The 439-nt window shown below is 47.8% G+C and carries 1 pseudogene; it reads right to left on the bottom strand.

The window, feature by feature from the left end:
* Positions 1-217 (bottom strand): annotated as a pseudogene (locus C1I60_RS25455) (cation transporter); the annotation flags it as partial.
* Positions 218-439: the final 222 nt, after the last annotated feature.

Genomic DNA, 439 nt, shown 5'->3' with positions numbered 1-439 from the left:
GACCCTTCTCAATCCGGGTTGCGCAGGCTGCGCATGTCATGCCTGTCACATTCAGATTGGCTTCCTCACTCACGGTTCCAAAACCCAAAGAAGCAATTTTATCTCGAAAATCAGGAATATCCGCCTGCGTCGGATCATACGAAATCGACGCCTGCTCCAAAGCCAGATTCACATTAGCCTGCGCCACGCCGTCTATTCGATTCAGTCCCTTTTCAATACGGCTGGCGCAGGCAGCACAGGACATCCCCGTAATATGAAGCGTTGTCTGCTTGTCACCGTCGGTCACACGGTTTTCCATGGTAACCCTCCTCCTACATACCCCTATGGGGTATATTCATGTTCAAAAGAAAAAGCCTCTTTACGGAAGCTTCTCCTTTAAAACAAGTCTTTTTACGCATTAAATATCCAACTTAAACGACGTCATAGCCTTGGTCTTCAA

The organism is Paenibacillus terrae (genome assembly GCF_005217525.1).
GTDB lineage: Bacteria > Bacillota > Bacilli > Paenibacillales > Paenibacillaceae > Paenibacillus > Paenibacillus terrae_C.
This window is presented reverse-complemented; position numbering and strand designations above follow the sequence as displayed.